The organism is Pectobacterium brasiliense (assembly GCF_016950255.1).
GTDB lineage: Bacteria > Pseudomonadota > Gammaproteobacteria > Enterobacterales > Enterobacteriaceae > Pectobacterium > Pectobacterium brasiliense.
In genome coordinates, this window is the sequence record NZ_JACGFN010000001.1 from 2,423,149 (window position 1) to 2,445,742 (window position 22,594).

Here is a 22,594-nt window from a genome sequence, read left to right on the forward strand (position 1 = left end):
TCTATGTCAATAATAAAGCGTTGTGCTGGTCTTATCGCCGCGATGGCTGTGTTTGCCGTTGCCTCCCCCGTTTTCGCCCAGGCCAATTTGAAAGAAGAGAAGGTATTAATCGTCGTCTCCAGTTTGGATAAAAAAACACCCGATCTCGTTGGCGGCTTCTGGCTTCCTGAATTGACCCACCCGGTCGAAGTGTTCGATAAAGTCGGTCTGCCTTACGATATCGCCAGTCCCAAAGGTGGAATGCCTCCGTTCGACGGATTCGATCTCAAAGATCGAGCAAGTCTGGATTTCTGGACTAACCCGGAACACCGCAACAAACTGGCTAATTCAATCCCGCTGGCAAAGGTCGATCCCGCGAAATATAGCGCGATCCTGCTGGTTGGAGGACATGGACCAATGTGGGATTTCGTCAACAATCCTGAGTTAATCAACATCGTGCGTACCATGTACGAGAAAAATGACATCATCAGTGCCGTTTGCCACGGTCCGGCAGGCTTGCTGAATGTGAAGCTCAGCAATGGTGAACTGTTGATTAAAGGCCGCCACCTTACCGGCTTTACCGCGGAAGAAGAAGCGTTCCGTCATTACGACAAGATCGTTCCGTTTGAACTTGAAGCGGCACTGAAAAAGGATGGCGCAACATTTGAAGAAGCCCCAATCTTTGAAAATAAAGTTGTCGTTGATGGGAGACTGATCACCGGCCAAAACCCGGCATCCGCTAAAGCACTGGGCGAAGCCGTCGTCAAGGCGCTGCAAGCGAAAGCGTAATTACCGTATCAGCAGGCGTTAGGGGAAAACACCTAACGCCTGTCGGCGCGAATCACGCCCGCGGAGATGCCGTGACTCGCGTCACATAACCAGACGGGAGCATTGCCGCAGAGATTCAGGGTTGTATAGTGTTCTAACAAGACGTTACCGCCAATGGCGGGCGAGACTTGGGCAGAGGTGAGTAGTGATACTCTCTTCTGCCCAAGTTTTTTTTTGCCTGTCATCCGGCGGTTCCCAGCGCGGAGCCACAGCCCGACGCAGCGTAATGATGTAGAAAACGATAAGGAGAAACACCATGAAAGCATTCCCCGACGGATTTTTATGGGGCGGTTCAGTCGCAGCAAACCAGGTTGAAGGCGCATGGAATGAAGACGGTAAAGGTGTGTCGACCTCCGATCTTCAGCTACAGGGCGTACATGGTCCGGTGACGGAACGCGATGAGAGCATTAGCTGCATCAAAGATCGGGCCATCGATTTTTATCATCAGTATCCGCAGGATATTCAGCTGTTTGCCGAAATGGGTTTTAAGGTGTTGCGCACCTCGATTGCCTGGACGCGCATTTACCCAGAAGGTGATGAAGCGCAACCTTGTGAAGCCGGTCTGGCCTTCTACGATCGCCTGTTCGATGAAATGGCAAAACACCAGATTCAGCCGCTGATTACGCTGTCGCACTATGAAATGCCTTACGGGCTGGTGAAAAAGTTGGGGGGCTGGGGCAACCGTGCCGTCATCGACCATTTTGAGAAGTATGCCCGTACCGTTTTCAGCCGCTACAAAGACAAGGTGAAGCACTGGCTGACCTTCAATGAAATCAATATGGCGCTGCATTCACCCTTTACGGGCATCGGGCTAGACGGTGAACCTTCAAAACAGGATATTTATCAGGCTATTCACCACCAGTTGGTTGCCAGCGCACGCGCGGTAAAAGCCTGCCACGACATTATCCCGGATGCCAAAATCGGCAACATGCTATTGGGCGCGGTGCGCTACCCCATGACCTGCCATCCGAAAGATGTACTGGAAGCGCAGAGCAAGAACCGTGAATGGCTGTTCTTCGGCGATGTGCAGGTACGCGGTGCCTATCCGGCCTGGATCCAGCGCTATTTCCGGGACAATGGTGTCGAACTCACCATTACCGCACAGGATAAAGACGACCTGAGCCACACCGTAGACTTTGTTTCCTTCAGCTATTACATGAGCGGCTGCGCGGCCTTCGAGCCGGAGAAATATCAGTCCTCACGCGGCAATATCATCCGTCTGATTCCTAACCCACACCTTGAAGCCTCCGAATGGGGCTGGCAGATCGACCCCGAAGGCCTGCGCTTCCTGCTGAACGAGCTGTATGACCGCTATCAGAAGCCGTTGTTTATCGTGGAAAACGGTCTGGGTGCACGCGACGTGGTGGAAGAGGACGGCAGCATTCACGACAGCTACCGCATTGATTACCTGCGTCGCCATCTGATTCAGGTGCGTGAAGCCATCGACGATGGCGTCGAACTGCTGGGCTACACCAGTTGGGGGCCGATCGATCTGGTCAGCGCGGGGACGGCGCAGATGTCAAAACGCTACGGCTTTATTCATGTCGATCGCGATGATGACGGCAAAGGTACGCTGGTGCGTCGGCGCAAAGACAGCTTCTACTGGTATCAGGATGTGATTAGCAGCAACGGAAAATCGCTGTAACCCCTTAGAACATAAGATGATAGAGAAAATCAGACGGCGTATTCACACAGCGCCGTCTGATTTATTGCAGTGGATTATTTATCCATCAGTTCTTTTAGCTGAGGGGCGCTCTTCTTCACGGCTTCATTCGACGCTTTCACCTTCGCTTCTTTACCGACCTGATCGGGGATAAATCCGGCGAGAATCTCCTCGTGGTTATATCCTTTCAGCCATTCGCGCGGGAACGGCGCAAGCTGCTCACCGGTGCCTTCATAGCGATAGACCTGTCCTTGCCCTGTGCGTTGATTATACGGGATCACATTTTTCCCCTGCCGATTACTCAGCTCTTCATACAGCTTTTTACGCAGCGCGATTTTGACATTCACGATCTTCTCATCGGTCGAATCGATCAGGTTGTGCTTTTCTTCCCGATCGTTCTGCATGTCGTAAAGCTCTTCTTTATCCCACACGCCGTAATATTGGATGTATTTGTATTCCGGTGTGCGGATCGCAAACGTGGTTGGCGTCTGCGGGAAGCTGTATTCCCAGAAGTATTCATAGACGAAATAGTCTTTGCGCTTCGGCACGGTATAGCCATCCAGCCCCAGACGCCAGAAGCTCTGCCCGTCGTAATGCTTCGGCGCGGCAACGCCGGCGGCTTCCAGAATGGTGGGTGCCACGTCGATGTTTCTGACGATGTCTTCCACCACTTTGTCTTTGGCGAAGCCCGGCCCGGAGGCAATCAGCGGCACGCGGATCGACTCTTCATAGGCGTTACGCTTATCGATCAGCCCATGTTCGCCGAACATAAAGCCGTTATCCCCCATCACCATGATAATGGTGTTCTTATCCAGCCCCTGTTTTTGCAGCCAGTCGCGCACGCGCCCTACGCTGTCATCCACCGAGCGCAGCGTTTCATAGTAGTCACGCTGATACTGCTGAAGATCCATATCCGTGTTGTAGGGGTAATCCACACCGTGCCAGCTGTTACGCTGGTTCTTCACCCACATCGGCTTGCCGGCATAGTTTTCCGGCGTATCGGCATAGGTATCCGGCACAGGGAACGTCACTTCTTTCATGCTGCCACGGTGCCGCTTGGCGGGCAGGAAATCGGAGTGCACGCCTTTATGCGACAGATACATCATGAACGGTTTTTTCTTATCGAGCGTGTTCAGCCAGTCTACGGCGTAATCCGTCAGCTCATCGGTGATGTAGCCTTTTTGCGGCACCATCTTGCCATCAATATTGAGCATGGTCGGCTTGCCGTAGCTATCAATCGGATAATAACTGCCTTGCCCCAGCAGCCCTACCCAGCGATCGAAGCCGGCGAAGCCTTTCGTGGCCGTTTTATCCGCGCCGCCGAAGTGCCATTTGCCAAAGAAGCCGGTCTGATAGCCGTTGTCGCGCAGCAGTTCCGGGAAATAATTCAGATGAGAGAGATCGGACGGATTGTTATCCGATACGCCATGATTATGCACGTACATCCCCGTCAGGATGCTGGCGCGGCTGGGAGAGCACAGCGAAGTGGTCACGAACGCATTCTTAAAATACGTCCCTTCTTTGGCGATGCTATCCATATTCGGCGTGTGAATAGCCGAATTCAGGAAGCCGAACGCGTCGTAACGCTGATCGTCAAGAATGATGTAAACCACGTTAGGTTGTTTGCCATCAGCCGACGGCGTAGTCGTTGCAGGGAAAGTCGCCGCGGCAGCCTGTCCCGCGGCAGCCTGTCCCCCTGCCGCTTGCATACAGGCTAGCGTAATCGCGGCCAGAAGTCTGTTTCTTTTCATCGTTTTTCCTTTTATGCCATCCCTTCCCAGAGCACTCGAAGAGTATTCGGCATCGGTTAATAAAACTCGGCTTTTATATTCCTTCTTATTTTCTTCATTGATTCCTGGCGTCCCAATTGAGAGAGCAAGGCATTCATGCGTGGTAACACATGGAATAGGTGCGTTTTAAAGCCATCGCAGAAATAGTTTTTATTCGGTCGCCCATCGCGGGAAATTTCAAACCGATGCTTCGGGCAGCCGCCATGACAAACCGCTTTCACTTCACAGGTCAGGCAATCTTTGCTGATGTTTTTTCGCTTATTTTCACCAAAGGCGAGGTTTTGCGGCGAATTCACCAGCGACGCCAGCTCGTCCTGATTAATATTGCCGAGCTTATTTTCGGGATAAACGAAATGGTCGCAGGAATACACGTCGCCATTCGCTTCCACAATCAGGTTGCCGCCGCAGGTTTCGTTGATGACGCAGGCGCTAAGCTGCCCGGTCATTTTGGTCAGCGTTTGCTCGAAGTTCATGACAAACACATTGCCCAGATCATGCTGAACCCAATAATCAAAAATCGTATTCAGGAAACGGCCATAGGCTTTGGCAGGCACTGACCACTCCGTCACGCTGCACTGGCCCGAAAAATCCGGCTGAATCAGCACCAGTCCGTTATCGTCCGGCTGAGCAGCGCGGCGCTCCACCAGCGGAATGAACTGCATGTAGCGGCTGCCGATACGTTTAAGAAACTGGTAGACATCCAGCGGGCGTTTCACATTTTCCGCATTCACCACCGTCAGGGTATTAAATTCAACCCGGTGACGCTTCAGCGCCTCCAGCCCTTTCATCACGTCATCAAAGGTGCTTTTCCCTGCTCGCGTGAGACGATGGGCATCATTGCTGATACGGTCACCGTCGATCGATAATCCCACCAGAAATTGGTTCTCTTTCAGAAAACGCGCCCAGTCGTCATCAATATTGGTGCCGTTGGTCTGAAAGAAGTTATTGATCTGCTTTGCGCCACGGTATTGGTTCTGTAGCCGTACCGCTTCTCGGAAGAAATCGATGCCTAGCAGAGTCGGCTCGCCGCCTTGCCACGGGAAATCAACAACGGGTGCCTGCTGGCTGCTGATGTTCTTTCGCACATAGTTTTCCAACGTATCGCCATCCATCTTCCAGCGGCTTTTCCGCTCTGGGTAAAGATGTTCCTTCTCCAGATAAAAACAGTATGAGCAATCGATATTGCACACGGATCCTGAAGGCTTGGCCATCAACTGAAAATTGGCAATAGACTGACTCATTGGCACCTCAACGTAACTGACTGGCTACACGATGTTCTTTCCCTGAGAGAGATTCTCTTTCCTGAGAAAATCACCGCCAACCTCCAGGCTGGCGGATCGTTTGCGATTACAGATCGAACAGAGGCGGTTTCTTCTCACCCAGCGACTGTTCATACGCCCGCGCTTTCTCAATCAGCGCCCGATAGCGATCCGGCTCTTTCGCCGACAGATCGTGCTGCTCAGAGACATCATCGCGCAAGTTGAACATGAGCGGTTTTTCCAGATCGACCGGGATACCCGCTTTCTTGTCACGGAAGACCACCTTGTAGTCGCCGTCACGGTAGGCATCCATCTTGCCCCAATAGAAATACGGCATGAAAGTACGCGCACTCGGCTTTCCGTTCAGGAAGGCGGCGCTGAGATCCACACCGTCCAGATCGCGCTGGGCATGCTGGCTACCGGTGATCTTCATCAGCGTCGGCAGAAGGTCCAGCGTACTGCCGATATCATCCACCACTTTCGGCGCGATATGGGATTTCCAGTTCACGATAAACGGAACGCGCTGACCGCCTTCAAATACGGTACTTTTACCCGAACGCAGCGGCAGTGCTGAACCGGCCAAACCGTCTTTGTCATACTGCAACCACGGGCCGTTGTCGGAAGTAAAAATCACGATAGTGTTTTCCGCCAGCTTGTTCGCTTCCAGCGCCTGATAGATCTGCCCCACCGACCAGTCGATCTCCAGCATCACATCGCCGTAAGGGTTATGCCCTTTGCCCTTAAATTCCGGTGAGGTAAACAGCGGTACGTGGGTCTGCGGGTAAGCCATATACATAAAGAACGACTGATCTTTATTGTCGGCAATGTACTGCACCGCCTTGTTCGTTACATCCTTAGTAAAACTGGCCTGCTGGAAGCCCTGCGGCACGGCATAATCGACCTGCTTTCCGTTATCTTTGTAGGAGTGATAAAGCGGCACGTTCCAGTATTCCTGCCGCGGTGCGCGGTTGATCTCTTCCATTTTGCTCAGCAGTTCACGCCTTTTCGGATCGCTGCTTGCCAGACGATTCATCTCCACCTGATCGACAACGGTGCTGAAGCGATCGTTGCTGGTCGGGATCCCGTACCACTCATCAAAACCGTGGCGCGTCGGGAACGCAGTCGACTGCGTCCCTAAATGCCACTTGCCGTACATGATGGTGCGATATCCGTTGTGCTGGAGTGATTCCGCCATGCTGATTTCATCGTCGGGGAAACCATCAGGATCTTCATCCATAAACACGCCGGGAATTTTTGTACCGTATAGCCCTGTTTTCGTTTCGATACGGCCCGTCATCAATCCGCCGCGGCTGGGAGAAGAGATCGCCGAAGAGACATAAAAATTGGTCCAGCGCTGCCCTGTCGCCGCCAGCTTATCCAGATGAGGCGTCGGCGTTTTCGCGCCCTGTACCGACATATCGGCCCACCCCATATCATCGGTAAACAGGATGATCACATTCGGCTTCGTCTGCGCCGCCGCAGCGACCTGCCACAGTGCCGGCCCAGCCAGCAGCGCCGTCGCGACAGAGAGTGCCATGACATGCTTCTTCATCATCTTCCATCCCCCCAGAGTTATCGTTTTCGTTTTTCTCAAGGCAAAAAAAAACCTGATCGCCAAACGACACAACGGCCGCTCGCCAATCAGGTTTCACCCATGAATAACATTCTCTACGCCATGCTTCATGGTCATGTCCTGAAGGTAGTTTTACTCACTTTCTGGATTACATACAAACAACATAATCAAGGTATGTGAACAGATTCACATACCCATTTTCACGGCTGAATGGACAACGCGCCGACCGGACTTTCCTGCCAGCCATAGCGAATCGCCTTGAATTGCAGCTGTGATGCACTTTTCAGCGGCGTGATACTGCCCGTGTACAGCTCCCACTCTTTGCCATCCCAGCTGTAGCCAATGGAGGCATCCTGCGTGCGGTTAGCCAGATAAATTTTGTTGCTGACCGCATCCCACTGCGCCACTGGCGTCAGCGTGGCCCGCTGCTTTCCCTGCTCATCCAGCAAATCCGCCACCATCTGATCTTCCGCGATCAGATTCATGTCGTTCGCGCTGCTACGCCAGCGATCCATCTCCTCGCGCATCCGCACCAGTACGGCGTTTTGAGCCGGATCGGCCGCCAGATTATGCAACTGCAAGGGATCGCGTCGCAGATCGTAAAGCTCTTCCGCCGGACGATCGGCAAACCAGCTTTGCTGCTCGGCGCTCAGTTGCTGCTGCTCATGCGCCGCATTCAAATCCTTCATCGATCCGAGCGCGTTGCGGAAAGCAATGCCGATGCCACCCGGCGTGGTCGCCAGATTACGGACATATTGATAGTCACGGTCCCGGACAAAATAGGCGCGCATGTCGTATTCATCCATCCGCCCGCGCACGCCGTAGACAAACTGGCGCTGCGGCGCGAAGTCCTGCGCCAGACTGATACCGCGCATATAGTCAGGCTGTTTGATGTCGGCAAACCCCAGAATGGTCGGCGCCAGATCCTCGAACGACACCAGCCGATCGTTCTTGCTCCCTTCCGCCAACCAGCCTGCCGGACGATATTTCTCGGGGATATGCACCATCAGCGGGACATGAGTGCCAGAATCGTAGCCTTCACGCTTATGACGCGGGATCCCATCACCGTTATCCGCCGTGAAAATGACGATGGTGTTATCCCACAGCCCGTCTTTTTTCAGCCCGTCCAGCAACTTACCGACCTGCATATCCATAATATGAATATTGTCGTAATGCTGCGCCAGTTCCCGTCGGGTTTGCGGCGTATCCCGCAGATAAGGCTCCAGTGTCAGACGTTGCGGATCCGTTGGCTTATAACGGTATTGCTGGCGGAAGGTATCCCACTGTTTGACGAAGCGCGATTGGCCCGCCGGGTGGTTTTCCGCCGTAAAGAGCGCCGATTCATGCGTAATCTGCGGGTTGAAATTCATGAAGAACGGCTTGCCCTTCAGATCATAATTACGCCAGGCCAGCTGAATATGCAGATCGTCCATGCTGCTGTACTCGCCATGGCGCGTCCACAGGGTGAAAGGGCCAACATCGGCATGACCTTTCGTAAACTGGTAATCCGTCTTGGTGTCGTTATAGGTGAAGTAACCGCTGCGGCGCAGCAGTTCGGGGTAGCCTTTCACATAAGAAGGCGGCACACCTAAATAGCCACCTGCGGGTCGGGTAGCCGTACGCATGTGCTGCAACCCGGTCGTATGTTGAAACATGCCGGTAATCAGCCCCGCTCGCGACGGGGCCGATACGCCTGCCATCGTGAAGGCTTGCGTAAAGACAACGGACTCTTTTGCCAGCGCATCCAGATTCGGCGTTCGCGCCTGTGTATCCCCGTATGCGCCCAGACGGGGATTCATGTCCTCCGCCACAATCAGCACCACATTCGGGCGCGGACTGGCGATCTGAGCGGAAAAATCGGCACTCACTGCCTGACCAGACAGTGAAAGTGCCGCCAACATCGCCGCGACCAGAGGTGTCTTCTTCATCATTTAGGTTTCCTTAGACGTCTTGAGCCGCACGCCGCCACGTGTTATCTGGCGGCGATGCCCTATCATTCACCGCCCTACGAGCGCAATAACCGTCTCTCCGGCCTGCTGCTGACGTGCCGCACCCAAGCTGAATACGCGATATTCTTCCGCATTCGTGATCACCATCGGCGTCACCGTGTCGTAGCCCGCCTTCTGGATCGCGTCCAGATCGAACTCCAGCAGCAGTTGGCCTTTTGTCACTTTATCGCCTTCTGCAACGTGCATCTGATAATGCTGGCCTTCCAGCTGTACCGTGTTGATGCCGACATGAATCAGAATCTCCGCACCCTTTTGCGAGAGAATACCGACGGCATGACCGCTGGCGAACGTGCTAGCAATCATGCCGTCCACCGGCGAATAGATACGACCTTCTTGCGGCAGAATGGCGACCCCCTGCCCGACGACGCCGGAAGAGAACACTTTGTCATTTACCTCTTCCAGCAAGATCAGTTCACCTTTTGCTGGCGACCCCAGCTGTTCCGCCGTCTCCGGTGCGTCTTTCAGCGGTAGAGGCACAGCATTGGCCTGCTGGCGCGATACTGGCGCAGCCGGTGTCGTGGTGGGTGAATGTGTGGGAGCAGGCGTGCTTTCGGCAGGCTGCGTCGGTTCATCGAACCCAACGATAACCGTCAGTACAAAACTGGCCACGAAAGCAATCGCACAGCCGATGAGGAACCCGATAAAGCCCTCGCCGTAGAAAATCGGCAGCGTCAGTAAGCCGGGCATTCCCATGGAGATCGCCGAGCTTTTCGCGTAACCGACGATCGCGCCCCCCAGTGCAGCTGCGATCACCGCACAGATAAACGGTTTTTTCAGCTTCAGCGTGACGCCGTAAACGCCAGGTTCCGTGATACCAAACAGCGAGGCGATAAAAGTACTGCCCGCCAGCGCTTTGAGCTTTTTATCTTTGGTGCGCACCATGACGCCCAACAGCGCACCAGACTGAGCGAAGACCGACGGGCTGGATGCCGCTTTGAGGTAGCTGTGTCCCATGACCGACAGGTCATTAATAAACACGGTCACAAATCCCCAGTGCACGCCGAAGATCACTAAAATCTGCCACGCCGCCGCAATCAGCGCCCCGGCAATAATCGGGTTGAAGCTGTAGATACTGACAAACACCGACGCAATCAGCTTACTGGCCGAGATACCAATCGGCCCGATGGTCATCAGCGTGAGCGGCACCATCAGCACCAGCAGGAAGAACGGCGTCAGAATATTGCGTACGCTTTCGTGAATATGGCGATTCAGGAAACGCTCGATATACGACATCAGCCACACGCTGAAGATAATCGGAATCACCGAGGAGGTGTATTTCATCATGACAACGGGCAAGCCGAAGAACGTCACGGGCTGACCGGCATCAAATAGCCCCTGAATCGTCGGGTAAACCAGCGCACCGGCAATCGACACCGCCACAAAAATGTTGGTTTCGAATTTACGCGCGGAGGTAATCGCCAGCAGCATCGGCAGGAAGTAAAACAGGCTGTCGGACGCCGCATGCAGAATGACATAGGTGCTTTCTTTGGTATTCAGCCAGCCGAGCGCAATGACGATAGCCAGCGCCCCTTTTAGCACACCTGCCGCCGCCATCGCCCCCAGCAAGGGGGTAAAGATTCCGGCAACCAGATCAATCAGCCGCCCCATCGCAGACGTTGATGCCTCACTTTCTGCTGCCTGACGTTTCCCGTCGCCGTCCTCCAACAGCTTGGAGATTGAACCAAACGCGCGGTACACCTCCGGCACGCGGTTCCCGATCACCACCTGCAATTGTCCTGATGCGTTGATAACCGTAATAACGCCTTCCAGTGCCTCAAGCGCAGCCACATCCACTTTACCGTGATCGACAATCTTAAAGCGCAAGCGTGTTGCACAATGCACCAGAGTCGAAACGTTCGTCTCTCCTCCGACCAACCTCAGAATATTTTCAGCGAGCACTTTGCTATTCATAATGACTTCCCGTTTCGTCAATGGCTGCAACTGCCTGATACACGTCATCCCGCTTGTTGTCCGCTGGCCAGCTGGAAAATAAGCAAAAAAAAACCTGGATAAAGCAGCGTGCTATACGCTGCTTTATCCAGGTCTCGCCCAGAAAATTCTGGTGACGTCCTTTCCTGTTTTCTAACAAGTTCACGCTGAGAAAGCTATCTCTACGTTTTATTCTGTGAAAACAGTCACTAAATTTTTACCAATCATGCGAAGCCGCCCACTCCATGACGTGATAAAAACAAAATGACGCCTCTCAGAAGAGGCGCCATAGGTAAATTTACGGCTTGTTCTGCTTCTTCAACCAGGCTTCCATTTGGTCGATCTCCGGCTGCTGGGCTTTGATAATCTCTTCCGCCAGCTTACGCAACTCCGGGTCTTTACCGTATTTCAGCTCCGTTTTTGCCATATCAATCGCGCCGCGGTGATGCGCAATCATCCCCTTGGCAAAGGCAATATCAGGGTCGCTGGACTGCATCCCTTCCATCATCTCGCTATGCATCGCATCCATCCCTTTCATGTACGCCTGCTGGGAGGACGACGCGTCGTTCGCAGCACCGTGGCCGCTATGTGCGCTGTCGGCCGCGAACGAGAGAAACGGAACCAGCAACGCTGCCGTTAATAACAAATGGACTTTCTTCATCACAACCTCTCAATCAGTCACAGTACCGTTGAGGGTAGACGTTCCAGTAAGGGGAAGGTCAAGGGAAGAGTCAGACCTCTTCGACCAGGCGCATACAGACACGATTACGCCCCTGCGTCTTCGCTTTATACAGTTGCTCGTCCGCCAGCCCGATCAGATCGTAAATATTGCCGCCTTCATACTGGGAAAAAATGGCAACACCGATACTGGTCGTAAAATGGATTTTCCGGCCGTCGGACAGCATCAGCGCCGTGGATTCCGTAAGACGCCGCAGCGCTTCAGCCATGGCTTCCGATTGTTCAGCCGTCAGGTCATAAGCCGCAATCACGAATTCCTCCCCACCCCAGCGGCAAAGGATGTCGCTGGGCCGAATAGCGGCGCTCAGCATACGGGCAAAACTGGCGATCAATTCATCACCGCTGGCATGACCGTAGGTATCATTGACCTGCTTAAAATAATCGATATCCAAAAACAGCAGCGTTAACGGGCGCTTTTTCTTATTCATCAGCACGCCCTGCCGCCCATTCAACATGCTGAGAAAAGCGCGACGATTGAAAGTGTTGGTGAGCGCATCCTTCAGGCTGCTGCTTTCGATGATTTTAATCAACCGCCGGTTCATCGAGACAAAATGAGAGACGCTTAACATCGCCATAATCAACATCGCGATATTCAGCCGAGCCGTAGTGAGAAACGAATTAATGTACGCTTCGGAATTCGAGTCGATGAGTATACCGACCTGATTAATATAGAGATAATTCAGTATCACGCCGGTAATCGCACAGAGCAACGACATGATCGGAAAAGAGTAGTTGAACGCACACAGCGTGAGTGGAATAACGGACAGCGTAATCAGGCTGGCATCCAGGAACAAGAGGCTCACTAATAAGAAAATAATGAAGACCAGAAAGGGAAAGATATTTTCTCTGATGTTCTTAGGACACAGCGGAATATTCCGTAGCGCGCGCAGGATGCCTTTACCCCGCAGGAAAAAGAACGCGAGGATGATGCCGGTTCCCAACTGCTCACTGAACCAGTCCATAAACTCAGCATAGCGGTTCCCCGTATCGTAGACATACGCATAAACCCCATACGCCACGCCGGATAAGAACGCGCCGACAAACGTCGAAGCGAAAATAATGTAGACGTAATATTTGCTGAATTTCTCAAATGTCGACCACTTTCCGGTAAACCGGCACATGAGGTAAAAGGCGCACCAGGCCGCCACCACAAAAACCATATTGCACAAACATAACAGCACCTTGGTTTTTAGCGGTGAGTTATTGTCCATCAGTAACGCAGCCGACAGCATCGCGACATAGCTCACCAAAAAACTGCTACAGATAAAGAGCGTTTTACCTGTTATCGTCCCTCTTCTCGCTCTGAAACTGATCATAAGGCAAAAAATCAGAATATTGGCAGGCCAAAACAGCGACAGCTCATCCAACACCCGAAACCGAAATCCCATACAGCTCACGATGAGAGTGGTCAGAAACAGCAGCGGCATGAACTTTATAGTTTTTAACGTCAAATCGTGATTCATCTGTCCCTTACCGCCCGCTTTCCAATGGTTCTGCCTGCTATATCTGCGTGAGAATAGCATTAATCATTTCCCTACTCACAGTGCGATGGCGGCGGGAAAATAAATAAAAAAACCACCGGACCGAGGCATTACCCGTGAGGTAATACGTCAATCCGGTGGTCTTGTTGACTTAGTGAGTTATCTTACCAACGCGTTATTCCGCAGGAACGGGTTTGCCGTCAGGTTTTGGCGGTTGAGTCAGTCGTTTTTCAAAATTGTCGTTGTACTGCTTTTTCTGCTCAGGCGTCAGAACGTTGTAAATTTTGTTCTTGGTTTCCAGTCCGTTAAGCATTCTGGCCTTGTGCGCGGCGTCGGCTTTATCCAACTGTGCCTGTGCTTTTGCGGCATCAAACGTATCGGATGCAACCAGACTATGCATATCACGACGATCGTCTTGCATCGCTTTGTGCATTTTCTCGCGGGACTCTTTCATGATGTCTTTAATTTGCTGCTTCTGCGCTTCCGTCAAATTCAGCTCCTTAAACATCGCATCCGGCCCCATCATGCCACGATGCTCCCGCCCCTCTTTCATCATCATCTTGTGTTCTGGGCCAGGACCTTTCGGTGCGTCATTAGCATGCGCGAGACCTGCCGCGCCCAATGCCAAGGAAGAAGCAACCAGCATTGCAGTGAGTTTACGCATATTCTATTCCTCTCTCTGAATTGACTTGTCGACGGCGAGTGCCGTGCTACGAGAGAAAGTATAGGCCCGACACCTTCAGTTAATTAGAGCAAGGGTAAATCTCTGCAAGTGTCGGCTCCACATTTGCGGCAATTATGGAGAATGAGGAGGAATTGTGTAAGGAAGCGGAAGGATTGCGTTAACGCGTTAACGCGTTACCGCAGTGAACGCCTAAAGGCGCTGGCTTCTTGTGCCAACACATCAAGATGGGCATGAACAACCTTCATTTTCTGAATCAGCGGATTACGCTCCGGCGAGCTATCCATCGAGCTCAGCTGTGCAGAGAGCCGTTCAATCTGCGCACAAAGGTAAGCGTCACGCTCTTTCGCCTGAAGCAACTGCTGCTGGAGGGACTGATGTTCCTGCCGCCACGTCTGTTGCTGACGTTGAACGCTTTGCTCTAACGCCCGAAGCGCGCTATCCAGCCGATATTCCAACTCTTCCACCCGCATAACGATACCTTTGCACAATAAACTCGCGGATTATAATGTCACACGCCCCCGACAACAAACACTCCAATGCACGATCCCTTGTCTGCACGCGCTTCTCCCCAAGGTTCGCAATGACATCAATCACAATAAATAAACATAAATTTCACAACTCTCTCAATTACAGCTAGATTGAACACCATGACTCATCAGACCAGTTAACTCACCGGAGAGTGCAATGACTGCCTACCCCACGCTGCTTTCCCCACTCGATCTTGGCTTCACTACGTTAAAGAACCGCGTGGTGATGGGATCCATGCATACCGGTCTGGAAGAACACCCGGACGGCACCGAAAGGCTGGCGGCATTTTACCGCGAGCGGGCGCAGGGCGGCGTAGGCCTGATTGTCACAGGTGGCATTGCGCCAAACGCCAAAGGTGCCGTTGCCAAAGGCGGCGCGACTTTGCATGACGAGGCGCAGCTGGCACATCATCAGGTGCTAACGCAGGCGGTACACGACGCGGGCGGGAAAATCGCACTGCAAATTCTCCACGCCGGACGCTACAGCTATCAACCCGATCCGGTCGCGCCATCGGCCATTCAGGCACCGATTAACCGCTTTGCACCACGAGAAATGAGCACGCAGGATATCGTGCAAACCATCGACGACTTCGCTCGTTGCGCCGCGCTGGCGCAGCAGGCGGGTTACGACGGCGTGGAAATTATGGGATCGGAAGGCTACCTGATTAATCAGTTTCTGGTGACGCACACCAACCATCGCGATGATGAATGGGGCGGCGATTTCCAGCGCCGCAGCCGCTTCGCGCTTGAGATTGTTCGCGCCGTGCGGGAACGAACGGGCCCGGACTTCATCCTGATTTACCGTTTATCGATGCTCGACCTGATAGAAGAAGGCTCAAGCTGGCAAGAAATTGTGCAACTGGCGCAGGCAATTGAGCAGGCAGGCGCCACCCTCATCAATACCGGTATCGGCTGGCATGAAGCGCGCATTCCGACTATCGCCACGCTGGTGCCGCGCGGTGCCTTCGGCTGGGTTACGCAGAAGCTGATGGGGAAAGTCCGCATCCCGCTGATTACCACCAACCGCATTAACGATCCCGGCGTCGCAGAACAGCTTTTAGCCGAAGGCTGTGCCGACATGGTGTCGATGGCGCGCCCTTTTCTCGCCGATGCGGAGCTGGTGGCAAAAGCGCAGTCGGGACGTGCAGATGAAATCAATACCTGTATCGGCTGTAATCAGGCCTGCCTCGATCAGATTTTTGCCGGCAAGGTCACGTCCTGCCTGGTCAACCCGCGCGCCTGCCACGAAACCGAACTGCCGATCCAGCCCGCCAGAGTCGCTAAACGCTTTGCGGTAGTCGGTGCGGGGCCTGCTGGCATGGCTTTCGCCGTCAATGCCGCCGCACGCGGCCATCAGGTTACGCTGTTCGAATCGTCTTCCTATATCGGCGGCCAGTTCAATATTGCCAAACAGATACCCGGCAAAGCCGAATTTTATGAAACGCTGCGCTACTACCGTCGGCAGTTAGCGCTACTCGGCGTCACGCTTCGCCTGAGCACGCAGGCAACCGCCGCTGATTTACTCGGTTTTGATGACGTGATTCTGGCCTGTGGCATCGTGCCGCGTATTCCCGCGATTGCAGGTATCGATCACCCTAGCGTGTTGAGCTATCTGGACGTGCTGCGCGACAAAAAGCCGGTCGGCAAGCGTGTTGCCATTATCGGCGCAGGCGGCATCGGTTTCGATACCGCGCACTATCTTTTAAACAATACGCACTATCTTTTGAACAATAATAGTCTTCCTAACGACAGCCATCGTCTTAACCCCCAGTCTTCTCAGGCAGGACATGACGACTTTTATGCGGAATGGGGTATCGATAAGCAGTTGCGGCATCGGGGCGGCCTGCTACCTCAACAGCCTGACGCACTTCCCCACCAGCGGGACATTACGTTATTACAGCGGAAGACCGGCAAGCCCGGTGAAAATCTGGGGAAAACGACAGGCTGGATACATCGCACCACGCTGCTGCGCCACGGTGTAACGCTGCTGGGCGGCGTGGAATATGATCATATTGATGATGAGGGGCTGCACATTATCCACAACCAGCAAATGCGCTGTCTGCCAGTGGATAACATCATTATCTGTGCCGGTCAGGAACCTAACCGTAAGCTGTATGACCCCTTACTGGCTGCCGGATGTCACGTTCACCTGATTGGCGGTGCCGATGTGGCGCAGGAATTAGACGCACGCAGAGCGATCGAACAGGCCACCCGGCTGGCGTTAATACTGTAGTTCGTGGGACACATTGAGTTCGTGGAGAAAAGTCAGTTTTGCGAAACAGATTCCGCTTCGTGAGGCTGAATTAGCCTCACGAAGCAGGAGTAGCTTAGCGGGACGAGCCCGTTTTCACCGCGCGCAGTACCGCGAATTTCGTGTTGCTGGCGAGGGTTTCACAGTTACCGAATAGGCGCTTCAGCTTGTGGAAATAATCCAGATGGCGATTCCCCACAATGCGCAGTTCTCCGCCAACCTGAAGGCAGCGGCGGGCATCCATAAACATCTGCCAGGCGATTTCGTCCGTCACGGCCTGCTGCTGGTGGAATGGCGGATTACACAATACGGCCTGCAACGTATCACGCTTAACGCGAGCCAATCCGTGGTTCACCACGAAGCTACAGCGCTCAACATCCTGCGGGCGGTTGACTTCAACGTTCGTCTGGCTCGATGCCACCGCCATGTAGGATTCATCAAAGAAGCCGACGGTGGCCTCCGGGTTGGCTTCCAGCGCCGCCAGCCCAATGACGCCGTTGCCACAGCCGAGATCGATGATCTTACCGTCTATCTGTTCCGGCAAATGCTGCATAAAGAAACGGGCACCGATATCCAGCCCATTACGCGAATACACGTTAGCCAGGTTTTGAATGCGATAGCCGTAACCATCCAGCTCCCACTCAGTAGTAAGTGGCTGCTCACTGACTTTTAGTTCCGCCCACTCACAGTGAACCAAACGCGCCTTTTTCCAGGCCAGCGAGGTTTTCGTCGGCCCCATCACGCGTTCAAACAGTTGCAGCGTAGAGGTATGAATATCCCGTGCTTTCGCCCCGGCGATGATACGCGTTTGCGGCGTAACGACCTTGCGCAACATTCTCAACTGGTGTTCCAACAGCGCGATCGTTTTGGGGATTTTTATCACCACCAGCGCGGGCGCATCCGGTAGTTCCGCCATGCTATCCAACAGGGTTACCGCATCGACAGCATAACCGTTCAGTTCCAGATTATGTCGCGTCGCCAGTTGGCTCAGGTAAGAGTCGCTGATACTGACGGGCGATTGCGCCTGTAAACCGCAGGCCAGCGCACCAAACGTATCATTGAAAATCAGGCGCGGGCCCGGCGCGATTTCCATAGTGGACAGTTCACGCAGCAGATATTCATCTGCGGCATCCCACGCCTGTAGCGCCGAGTTTTCAGCGACCTGAGGGTAACGCACCAACGTCAGGTTGCACGTTTCCAATTCGAGTTGGCTCATTAGCCTCTCCTGCATCATAAAATTTGCGCTGTTTATCCCTTAAAATAGCCCGTCAGTAAATGCTTTTCTCTGCCAGAACCGGAAATGATTGACGTTGCCTTGTCATTTCACCGTGATAATCTGCATAGTCATCACAAATGCCTTCAGGATACCAAACGCTTATGATTCGCTTCGCCATTGTAGGAACCAGTTGGATCACCCGCCAGTTTGTTGATGCCGCCCACGAAACCGGCAAACTGAAGCTCACCGCTATCTATTCACGTACGGCAGAAAAAGCGCAGCCGTTTCAAACTGATTACATGGTGGATACGCTGTTTGATTCACTGGAAGCCATGGCGAAATCCGATCTTATCGACGCCGTGTATCTGGCTAGTCCTAATTCCCTGCATTGTGAACAAGCGCTGCTTTTCCTGAGCCACGGCAAGCACGTCATCTGCGAAAAACCGCTGGCTTCCAACCGCTATGAAGTCGAACAAATGATCGCCTGTGCCAGAGAAAATCAGGTCGTACTCTTTGAAGCCTTCAAAACTGCCAGCCTACCCAACTTTAGCGTGATCCAGCAGGCACTGCCAAAAGTCGGCAGACTGCGTAAAGTGGTGTTGAATTACTGCCAATATTCCTCGCGCTACCCGCTCTATCTGGCAGGTGAGAACCCCAACACGTTCAATCCTGCGTTTTCCAACGGTTCCATCATGGATATCGGCTACTACTGTCTGGCCTTCGCCGTAGCGCTGTGGGGAGAACCATGCACCACGCAGGCCAGCGCGACACTGCTGGAAAGCGGCGTAGACGCACATGGCAGCATCATTCTGAATTACGGCGACTTCGATGTGACCATCGTCCATTCCAAAGTCAGCCATTCCGCTATCCCCAGTGAAATTCAGGGGGAAGACGGGTCGCTGGTGATTGAAAAAGTGTCCGAATGCCATAACGTGAAATTCATCCCGCGGGAAGGCAAGCAGGTTGATCTCAGCCAGCCGCAGCATATCAACAGCATGCTGTACGAAGCCGAGGTCTTTGCCACGCTGGTCAACGATAACGACATTAACCATGGGGAACTGGCACGATCGCGCACCGTTGCGGGGCTGCTGACGGAAATTCGCCGCCAAACGGGTGTCGTATTTCCTGCCGATGCCGTAACGCCGGGAAATGCGGAGTAAGACAGCGATAATTATTTGACCAGGATCATCTTTTCACCTATCTTCTGTCAGGCAAAGGGGAGTAACTTTTCCGCCGGTCAATCGTCATTACGATGCTTTACGCATCCGGTTACCGGGCAACCTTGATGAGACAGCTTCATTAATGTTGTAAGTGAGACCTTGCCGGAAGGCGAGGTGCACCTGCAGCTTTAATAACAAGCGGCCAGCGTCCTTCCGATGTTGGCCGTTTTTGTTTCTATTTAAGGATCTTGCTATGCACACCATCGGCACGCCATGGTTATGGGGCAGCTTCGCTGCCATTGTTATAGTAATGCTGGCCATCGACCTGCTCTATCAAGGGCGCAAAGGGTCGACGGTAATGACGTTCAAACAGGCTGCCGTCTGGTCTATCATCTGGGTCACGCTCTCTCTGCTGTTCAACGCCGGTTTCTGGTGGTATCTGGACGGTACGATGGGTCGCGAGGTGGCAAACGCCCAGTCGCTGGCCTTCCTGACCGGTTATTTGATCGAGAAAGCGCTTGCTGTCGATAACGTCTTCGTCTGGCTGATGCTCTTCGGCTACTTCGCCGTTCCCCCGCAATACCAACGTCGCGTGCTGATTTACGGCGTGCTGGGTGCCATCGTTCTCAGAACGCTGATGGTGTTTGGCGGCAGTTGGCTCGTCACGCAATTCCAGTGGCTGCTCTACGTGTTCGGTGCATTCCTGCTGTTCACCGGCCTTAAAATGGCGCTAGCGAAAGAAGATGGCGGAGCGATCGGCGACAAGCCGCTGGTTCGCTGGCTGCGTAGTCGTCTGCGCATGACGGATAGCATCGAGAATGAAAAATTCTTTGTCCGTCGTAACGGCATCCTGTATGCCACACCGCTGTTTCTGGTGCTGATTATGGTTGAAATCAGCGACGTGATTTTCGCCGTAGACAGTATCCCTGCTATTTTCGCCGTCACGACCGATCCCTTTATCGTGCTGACGTCGAACCTGTTCGCTATTCTGGGCTTGCGTGCGATGTACTTCCTGCTGGCTGGCGTGGCTGAACGCTTCTCGCTGTTGAAATATGGTCTGGCCGTCATCCTGATCTTCATCGGTACCAAGATGATGCTCATCGACATTTTCCATATTCCGGTGGCAATTTCTCTGGGCGTCGTTGCCAGCATTCTGGTCATCACCATGCTGATCAACGTTTGGGTGAACAAGCGTGCCGAGCGTTAACGCTTCCCCCCTCTCGCCGCACGGTTTCGCCCGTGCGGCGTTCGCTTTCCTCATTCCATTGTTTCCGTTCCTACACATGCGCGACGCAACGGCCCGCAGGGTGACGGACACGGATGTCCGTCATAAAAAAACGCCGGGAGCGTTTTTCAACGTTGCGCAGCAACGGCCCGTAGGGTGATGGACAAGGATGTCCGTCATAAAAAAACGCCGGGAGCGTTTTTCAACGTTGCGCAGCAACGGCCCGTAGGGTGATGGACAAGGATGTCCGTCATAAAAAACCACATCATTGCTTTTCTCAAAAACAAATTTTCATATACTGATACGTGCAAACACATTTAGTTACGGAAAGAAAAAGTCACCCGACCTATGTCAGAGGTGCCAACTCCGTACAGACAACCACTTATCGGAACGGTTATCCCGTCAAAATTATGGAAACTCAATACTCTCGGTTTTTGCAGTACATTACCCACGGCAGCCTGGTTAAACAGATTCTTCTGGGGCTTGCTGCCGGTATTATTCTGGCTTCGCTATCTACGCAGGCTGCGTTAGCTGCCGGTTTATTGGGAACGCTGTTCGTCGGCGCATTGAAAGCCGTCGCTCCCATTCTGGTATTAGTACTGGTTATGGCGTCTATCGCCAACCACCAGCAAGGACAGAAAACCAATATCCGCCCGGTTCTGTTTCTTTACCTCATCGGCACCTTCTCGGCAGCACTGATTGCCGTGGTGCTAAGCGTCCTCTTCCCTTCCACGCTGGCGCTCAACGCGCAGGCCGCCGACATCACGCCACCATCAGGTATTGTCGAAGTGCTGGAAGGGCTATTGATGAGCGTCATCGCCAACCCGATTCACGCGCTGCTGAATGCGAATTACATCGGTATTCTGGTCTGGGCCGTTGGTCTGGGCATTGCATTCCGTCACGGTTCGGACAGCACCAAGAGCATGATTAACGATGCTTCCAACGCGGTCACCATGATTGTGCGCGTCGTGATTCGTTTCGCGCCGCTGGGGATTTTCGGTCTGGTCGCGTCAACGCTGGCGGAAACCGGCTTCGGCGCACTGTGGGGTTACGCTCATCTGCTGATGGTGTTGATCGGCGGCATGCTGCTGGTCGCGCTGGTGGTCAACCCGCTGATCGTCTACTGGAAGATTCGCAGCAACCCATATCCGCTGGTGCTGCGCTGCCTGCGTGAAAGCGGCGTGACCGCCTTCTTTACCCGCAGCTCCGCCGCCAACATTCCGGTAAATATGGAACTGTGCCGCAAACTGAATCTGGATGAAGACACCTACTCTGTCGCCATCCCGCTGGGGGCAACCATCAATATGGCAGGCGCGGCGATTACCATCACGGTGCTGACGCTGGCTGCCGCCCATACGCTGGGTATTCAGATTGACGTACCGACCGCGCTGCTGCTCAGCGTCGTGGCTTCACTGTGTGCCTGTGGTGCCTCGGGCGTGGCGGGCGGTTCACTGCTGTTGATCCCACTGGCATGCAGCATGTTCGGTATCTCCAACGATATCGCCATGCAGGTAGTTGCGGTTGGTTTCATCATCGGCGTATTGCAGGACTCGGCAGAAACCGCGGTGAACTCCTCGACAGACGTGATGTTCATCGCAGCCGTGTGTCACGCGGAAGACGCCAAACTGGCGGAAAAAGAGCGTTTGAATCTGCTGTAACGGATTAGGGATTCATATCCCCTTTCCTCTAACGCTGTTCGCGTCAAAACGAACGGCGTTAGATTACGAGAAACACCTGAAATTACGCTTTATTCTCTACGCTGAACGGGTCGATGCCGCGCTGCTGCATGCGCCAGAAGCGGATGATGTTAAAGCCGTTCATCAGCAGGAAACTGCCTTCGATCAGCGACCCACCAATCGAGCCCAGCCAAATATTATGCGCGACCCAGCAGGCGGTTGAGCACCACATCACGCAGCGCGTCGTCAACCCAGACGTACGGAACAGCGCCCAAGTACTGGCGACCGTGCCTGCTATCGGCAGCAGTTCCATCGCATGGTTCATGCCCGACAAACCAAAGATCAGCGTCAGTGAGATAAAGACAAACATCACGAGGATGTTGTGCGTTTTCAGTGAGATTAGCGTACGTGCCGAGTTCAACAATGCGCTGGCACCTGCCGCATTTGCCCCCATCAGGAAGAAATGCAGACCAATAACGGCGCTGTATGCCGAGAGCTGTATTTTGAATTTTTGATCGTTACGGTTGAAAAACATGGTGATACCGACCAGAAATGCCAGTACACCAACAGACTGGGCAATCCAATAATGTGTCATGATCCCTGCC

Annotated in this window: 17 protein-coding genes; 6 read left to right on the forward strand and 11 right to left on the reverse strand. The window is 53.4% G+C overall.

What is annotated here, in order from left to right:
• Nucleotides 1-3 precede the first annotated feature (3 nt).
• The gene (locus tag H4F65_RS10795) at nt 4-768 is read left to right on the forward strand and encodes a type 1 glutamine amidotransferase domain-containing protein (RefSeq protein ID WP_010283001.1); all 765 of its coding nucleotides are present in this window, start codon (nt 4-6) and stop codon (nt 766-768) included.
• A gap of 295 nt (nt 769-1,063) precedes the next feature.
• Entirely contained in the window at nt 1,064-2,452 is a 1,389-nt protein-coding gene (locus H4F65_RS10800) for a glycoside hydrolase family 1 protein (RefSeq protein WP_010282995.1), read from the forward strand.
• Between the two features lie 74 nt (nt 2,453-2,526).
• Here H4F65_RS10800 and H4F65_RS10805 read toward each other — a convergent pair whose 3' ends face one another.
• The 9 genes from H4F65_RS10805 to H4F65_RS10845 form a co-directional block, all read right to left on the reverse strand.
• The gene (locus tag H4F65_RS10805; RefSeq protein WP_010282994.1) at nt 2,527-4,221 is read right to left on the reverse strand and encodes a sulfatase family protein; all 1,695 of its coding nucleotides are present in this window, start codon (nt 4,219-4,221) and stop codon (nt 2,527-2,529) included.
• A gap of 56 nt (nt 4,222-4,277) precedes the next feature.
• The gene (locus H4F65_RS10810) at nt 4,278-5,501 is read right to left on the reverse strand and encodes an anaerobic sulfatase maturase (protein ID WP_010282991.1); all 1,224 of its coding nucleotides are present in this window, start codon (nt 5,499-5,501) and stop codon (nt 4,278-4,280) included.
• A gap of 106 nt (nt 5,502-5,607) precedes the next feature.
• The gene (locus tag H4F65_RS10815; RefSeq protein WP_080727606.1) at nt 5,608-7,074 is read right to left on the reverse strand and encodes a sulfatase-like hydrolase/transferase; all 1,467 of its coding nucleotides are present in this window, start codon (nt 7,072-7,074) and stop codon (nt 5,608-5,610) included.
• Nucleotides 7,075-7,292: 218 nt separating this feature from the next.
• Nucleotides 7,293-9,023, reverse strand: coding sequence for a sulfatase family protein (locus H4F65_RS10820; protein ID WP_010282982.1), 1,731 nt, complete (start codon nt 9,021-9,023; stop codon nt 7,293-7,295).
• A gap of 66 nt (nt 9,024-9,089) precedes the next feature.
• A complete protein-coding gene (locus tag H4F65_RS10825) occupies nt 9,090-11,012 on the reverse strand; it encodes a beta-glucoside-specific PTS transporter subunit IIABC (protein ID WP_010282980.1) in 1,923 nt (640 codons plus the stop codon).
• Nucleotides 11,013-11,328: 316 nt separating this feature from the next.
• Complete coding sequence (copM, locus tag H4F65_RS10830; RefSeq protein WP_010282978.1) at nt 11,329-11,691, reverse strand: CopM family metallochaperone; 363 nt, start codon at nt 11,689-11,691, stop codon at nt 11,329-11,331.
• A gap of 70 nt (nt 11,692-11,761) precedes the next feature.
• On the reverse strand, nt 11,762-13,231 hold the full coding sequence (locus H4F65_RS10835) for a GGDEF domain-containing protein (protein ID WP_010282976.1): 1,470 nt from the start codon (nt 13,229-13,231) through the stop codon (nt 11,762-11,764).
• 193 nt (nt 13,232-13,424) lie between these two features.
• A complete protein-coding gene (gene spy, locus H4F65_RS10840) occupies nt 13,425-13,913 on the reverse strand; it encodes an ATP-independent periplasmic protein-refolding chaperone Spy (RefSeq protein ID WP_010282974.1) in 489 nt (162 codons plus the stop codon).
• Between the two features lie 194 nt (nt 13,914-14,107).
• Entirely contained in the window at nt 14,108-14,404 is a 297-nt protein-coding gene (locus tag H4F65_RS10845; protein WP_010282972.1) for a hypothetical protein, read from the reverse strand.
• 214 nt (nt 14,405-14,618) lie between these two features.
• Here H4F65_RS10845 and H4F65_RS10850 point away from each other — a divergent pair, with 214 nt between their 5' ends.
• The gene (locus H4F65_RS10850; RefSeq protein WP_010282971.1) at nt 14,619-16,694 is read left to right on the forward strand and encodes an NADPH-dependent 2,4-dienoyl-CoA reductase; all 2,076 of its coding nucleotides are present in this window, start codon (nt 14,619-14,621) and stop codon (nt 16,692-16,694) included.
• A 94-nt stretch (nt 16,695-16,788) separates the two neighbouring features.
• On the opposite strand, the gene rlmG is transcribed toward H4F65_RS10850, so the two are convergent.
• On the reverse strand, nt 16,789-17,928 hold the full coding sequence (rlmG, locus tag H4F65_RS10855; RefSeq protein WP_010282970.1) for a 23S rRNA (guanine(1835)-N(2))-methyltransferase RlmG: 1,140 nt from the start codon (nt 17,926-17,928) through the stop codon (nt 16,789-16,791).
• Nucleotides 17,929-18,089: 161 nt separating this feature from the next.
• Between rlmG and H4F65_RS10860 the strand changes: the two genes are divergently transcribed.
• The 3 genes from H4F65_RS10860 (at nt 18,090) to sstT (ending at nt 21,971) form a co-directional block, all read left to right on the forward strand.
• The gene (locus H4F65_RS10860) at nt 18,090-19,088 is read left to right on the forward strand and encodes a Gfo/Idh/MocA family protein (protein WP_010282969.1); all 999 of its coding nucleotides are present in this window, start codon (nt 18,090-18,092) and stop codon (nt 19,086-19,088) included.
• Nucleotides 19,089-19,341: 253 nt separating this feature from the next.
• Entirely contained in the window at nt 19,342-20,295 is a 954-nt protein-coding gene (locus H4F65_RS10865) for a TerC family protein (RefSeq protein ID WP_010282967.1), read from the forward strand.
• A gap of 428 nt (nt 20,296-20,723) precedes the next feature.
• A complete protein-coding gene (gene sstT, locus H4F65_RS10870; RefSeq protein WP_039318935.1) occupies nt 20,724-21,971 on the forward strand; it encodes a serine/threonine transporter SstT in 1,248 nt (415 codons plus the stop codon).
• An 82-nt stretch (nt 21,972-22,053) separates the two neighbouring features.
• On the opposite strand, the gene H4F65_RS10875 is transcribed toward sstT, so the two are convergent.
• The gene (locus H4F65_RS10875; RefSeq protein ID WP_010282963.1) at nt 22,054-22,584 is read right to left on the reverse strand and encodes a YgjV family protein; all 531 of its coding nucleotides are present in this window, start codon (nt 22,582-22,584) and stop codon (nt 22,054-22,056) included.
• Nucleotides 22,585-22,594: the final 10 nt, after the last annotated feature.

What these genes read in the sequence shown, in the direction of transcription:
- H4F65_RS10815 (WP_080727606.1), bottom strand. Translation starts at nt 7,074, where the DNA reads ATGATGAAGAAGCATGTCATGGCACTCTCTGTCGCGACGGCGCTGCTG.
- copM (WP_010282978.1), bottom strand. Translation starts at nt 11,691, where the DNA reads ATGAAGAAAGTCCATTTGTTATTAACGGCAGCGTTGCTGGTTCCGTTT.
- H4F65_RS10865 (WP_010282967.1), top strand. Translation starts at nt 19,342, where the DNA reads ATGCACACCATCGGCACGCCATGGTTATGGGGCAGCTTCGCTGCCATT.
- H4F65_RS10820 (WP_010282982.1), bottom strand. Translation starts at nt 9,023, where the DNA reads ATGATGAAGAAGACACCTCTGGTCGCGGCGATGTTGGCGGCACTTTCA.
- H4F65_RS10800 (WP_010282995.1), top strand. Translation starts at nt 1,064, where the DNA reads ATGAAAGCATTCCCCGACGGATTTTTATGGGGCGGTTCAGTCGCAGCA.
- sstT (WP_039318935.1), top strand. Translation starts at nt 20,724, where the DNA reads ATGGAAACTCAATACTCTCGGTTTTTGCAGTACATTACCCACGGCAGC.
- rlmG (WP_010282970.1), bottom strand. Translation starts at nt 17,928, where the DNA reads ATGAGCCAACTCGAATTGGAAACGTGCAACCTGACGTTGGTGCGTTAC.
- H4F65_RS10835 (WP_010282976.1), bottom strand. Translation starts at nt 13,231, where the DNA reads ATGAATCACGATTTGACGTTAAAAACTATAAAGTTCATGCCGCTGCTG.
- H4F65_RS10875 (WP_010282963.1), bottom strand. Translation starts at nt 22,584, where the DNA reads ATGACACATTATTGGATTGCCCAGTCTGTTGGTGTACTGGCATTTCTG.
- H4F65_RS10825 (WP_010282980.1), bottom strand. Translation starts at nt 11,012, where the DNA reads ATGAATAGCAAAGTGCTCGCTGAAAATATTCTGAGGTTGGTCGGAGGA.
- H4F65_RS10805 (WP_010282994.1), bottom strand. Translation starts at nt 4,221, where the DNA reads ATGAAAAGAAACAGACTTCTGGCCGCGATTACGCTAGCCTGTATGCAA.
- H4F65_RS10845 (WP_010282972.1), bottom strand. Translation starts at nt 14,404, where the DNA reads ATGCGGGTGGAAGAGTTGGAATATCGGCTGGATAGCGCGCTTCGGGCG.
- H4F65_RS10850 (WP_010282971.1), top strand. Translation starts at nt 14,619, where the DNA reads ATGACTGCCTACCCCACGCTGCTTTCCCCACTCGATCTTGGCTTCACT.
- H4F65_RS10795 (WP_010283001.1), top strand. Translation starts at nt 4, where the DNA reads ATGTCAATAATAAAGCGTTGTGCTGGTCTTATCGCCGCGATGGCTGTG.
- H4F65_RS10860 (WP_010282969.1), top strand. Translation starts at nt 18,090, where the DNA reads ATGATTCGCTTCGCCATTGTAGGAACCAGTTGGATCACCCGCCAGTTT.
- spy (WP_010282974.1), bottom strand. Translation starts at nt 13,913, where the DNA reads ATGCGTAAACTCACTGCAATGCTGGTTGCTTCTTCCTTGGCATTGGGC.
- H4F65_RS10810 (WP_010282991.1), bottom strand. Translation starts at nt 5,501, where the DNA reads ATGAGTCAGTCTATTGCCAATTTTCAGTTGATGGCCAAGCCTTCAGGA.